The sequence below is a fragment of the Okeania sp. genome (assembly GCF_983059655.1).
Genome location: NZ_CEZPJD010000889.1, coordinates 1 through 3,054, shown reverse-complemented (window position 1 = coordinate 3,054; position 3,054 = coordinate 1). Strand labels below are relative to the sequence as shown.

General features: G+C 34.3%; 3 protein-coding genes. All 3 read right to left on the bottom strand.

The features are described from left to right. Positions 1–434: molybdenum cofactor guanylyltransferase (locus AC3DU7_RS29825; RefSeq protein WP_488042863.1), on the bottom strand; the 434-nt coding region annotated here is incomplete at its 3' end. Between the two features lie 45 nt (positions 435–479). After that, a complete protein-coding gene (gene cobA / locus AC3DU7_RS29820; protein WP_488042862.1) occupies positions 480–1,247 on the bottom strand; it encodes a uroporphyrinogen-III C-methyltransferase in 768 nt (255 codons plus the stop codon). Between the two features lie 424 nt (positions 1,248–1,671). Then, on the bottom strand, positions 1,672–2,598 hold the full coding sequence (locus AC3DU7_RS29815) for a FeoA family protein (protein WP_488042861.1): 927 nt from the start codon (positions 2,596–2,598) through the stop codon (positions 1,672–1,674). Positions 2,599–3,054: the final 456 nt, after the last annotated feature.

Sequence of the window (3,054 nt, the reverse complement as noted above, 5' to 3'; positions counted from 1 at the left end):
CCACACAATGGTTCCCACCCTTGAGGTGTTTTCGGAACAAAAGCTAAAATTTCAGGAGAAAGTTGGTTCAACTGAGTTGCCCAAGTTTGAATAATATCTAAATTCAATAGAGGTAAATCACACCCTAATAGTAAAATCCAATCACTATTTATTTGAGCTAATCCCTGAGTAAAAGCAACTAAAGGTCCTTCAGTTTTAATCTCTGTTAACCATTCACATTCTGTAGGTAAAATATGCTGATATTTTTCTGGCCAAGGAGTAATAACATAAACTTTTTCCGTACATTCACCAGCTACTTGATAAACTCTTTTGAGCATAGGTATATTCTGCCAAGGAATTAAAGCTTTATCTTTACCCATACGAGAACTTTTACCACCTGCAAGAATGAGTGCTACTAGATGATTTTTCTGGAGCGAAACTGAAGATTTATTCATGAGATAATTAGTTAATTGGTAATTATTTACTTCTAACTTATTTCGTTAAAATAAATTCCGATAACTACCTAATATTTGATGTAAATTAACCACATCACCAATAACTGCAATAGCTGGTGCTTTAAACCCAGTTACTTCAATTTGTTCTACAATAGTTTCGAGAGTAGCAATTAATTCTTTTTGCTCGGGACGAGTTCCCCACTGAATTAAAGCAATGGGTGTTTCTGGAGAACATCCGCCGACCATAAGTTCTGTAATAATATTATGTAAGTTATGAACTCCCATATAAATTACAATAGTCTCTGAACCCTGAGCGATCGCTTGCCAGTTTATATTTGCTCGATACTTACCTGTTGCTTCGTGACCTGTGACAAAGGTAACTGAGGAACTATAATTTCTGTGAGTCAGGGGAATACCTGCATAAGCAGGTGCAGAAATACCAGAAGTAACCCCCGGAACAACTTCTACAGGAACTCCTGCTTCTATTAAGTCTTCCATTTCTTCTCCACCACGACCAAAAACAAAGGGGTCGCCTCCTTTCAAACGTACCACCACTGCATGAGTTTGAGCTTTTTGAATTAGCAATTGAGTTGTTTGTGTTTGTGGTAGGGAGTGGCGACCACGACGTTTACCGGCATTAATTTTTTCTGCATTGGGGTTAATCATTGCTAGGATAGGCTCGCTGACTAGAGCATCATAGATAACGACATCTGCTTGCTCTAATAAGACTTTGCCTTTGAGTGTCAGTAGTCCGGGATCTCCTGGTCCTGCTCCTACTAAATAAACTTTGCCTATACATTTTGACTGATTCATATCTATAGTATTTTAGATAATTATGCAATGTAGTTAAGTAATTCTATTAAGTTATTGAGTTGTTATTAGAACTACTGCTTCTAATCATACAAATAGTCTAATTTTATGTCAATATTCTATTTTTTTATCCATTTTATGTAAAGAATTAGGGTAAGCATTTCCTGCGGAATGCTGCACAAACAGCTATTAGCTTTAGCTCTCAGCAAAAAAAAGAGGGTTTTAATAGATATAGACTGTTTCAGTCAGCTTTTATAGCAAGTATAAATTCTGACTCAATTAGTAAAGCTTTTATCTAAAATTAAAAGCAATAGCTGTTAACGTAGTTCCTCTGCAGGAGGCTAGCTGTTTGCGCAGCATTCCGCAGGAAATGCTTAGGAATAAAGAAGAGGTAATTATTAATTATTAATTATTAGTTATTCATTATTCATTGTAGTTGTACCTCTAAATTACCATTATCATAAAATAAAATTGTAAACTCAGCCCATTCTGTTTTGAGTGATTCTTTTTTAGTAGTAGCGTCAGAATTAACTAAGCTTGGTATAGGTGTTTTTTCCAGATTATTTGCTGCTATTTGATTGAAAGGTTCGTAAGCAGCGATCGCTCCATTTTTATCTACTTTTACTAGGTATATTGAAGTTATATTGATGGGAGTTTTCCATGTTTGATCGATTGTATTATATAGTTTTTGTTTTAATTCTAATAACTCTGTTTTGTTTGTAATCTTTTTAGCTATTGGCTCTATATTTTGGGGTGGAGAATGAGTTGTTGCTCTTACATGGTTGTTGGTATTTTGATTATTTTTTTTCGTAGCCTTCTCTGAAAATTCAGATGTTTGATTTACCGTCTCAATATTTCCTACCATTGTTGGTTGAACTTGACTTCTCTCTATGGTCTCTAAGAGCTGATTTTTTGTCTCTGTTGAACTTGAGTTATAAACAACATTAGATACAAGTTTAGCTTCATTTTCTTGATAAATATCTCTAGCGATTGGGATGCGATAAAATCCAGAGATAGCAACTATACTAATAGCAGTTAATGAAATTAATGATGCTGTTTTAACTTGTTCTGTTAATTCTGTTGTACTTTCAGGGATCGTATCTTTAGCTGAAATATCTGTTTTCACAATTATCATTTCGGCTTCCTGGGGTTGGATAGTTATTTCTTTACTTGAACCGACTCTAATATGCAAAGGACTAGAAGATTTGGCTTCCTGCAAGACTTGCACTGGTTTATTAGAAACAACTCCATTTTGTTCTAATCTCTGAACAATTCTTCTTGTATCGTCACTGCTGATAATTCGATCTACTATTGCTATTTGCCCTTTTTTTAAATCCGATAAATTCATCATCATTAATTATTATTAATTTATTGTTATTATTTTCTCCAAGATTTTACATTATATTAGAATTGTTGAGAAATAAAAATTCAAAGGGTGAATCTCAATATAATGAATAATGAATAATGAATAATGAATAATTATTAATTAAATAATTTAGCTTTATTAGCCGACCCTTTCAAGGGGAAAAAAGCAGTTGAGGGGTGGCGAGGCCCCTTCGCCATATCCAATCGACCAAGACAGCGGTCGTTTTGCTACGCAACATGTAAAGCGGAGCGGGTCTGCAAGAATGGGTCTTCTAGCCATATCCATGAGACCAAGAGAAGAAATAATATTTCCTTATATTCAATTCCGTAACGGTTTTAACCAGAGGTAATTTCCATTATCAATTAATAAAGACCTAAAAAATGGTATTTAGGGAATAGCAGAAAATAAATTATCCCAATTTTTGTACTTATGATCGTTAACTAG

Coding starts and splice junctions, on each gene's coding strand:
- cobA (WP_488042862.1), bottom strand. CDS start 1,247: ATGAATCAGTCAAAATGTATAGGCAAAGTTTATTTAGTAGGAGCAGGA.
- AC3DU7_RS29815 (WP_488042861.1), bottom strand. CDS start 2,598: ATGATGATGAATTTATCGGATTTAAAAAAAGGGCAAATAGCAATAGTA.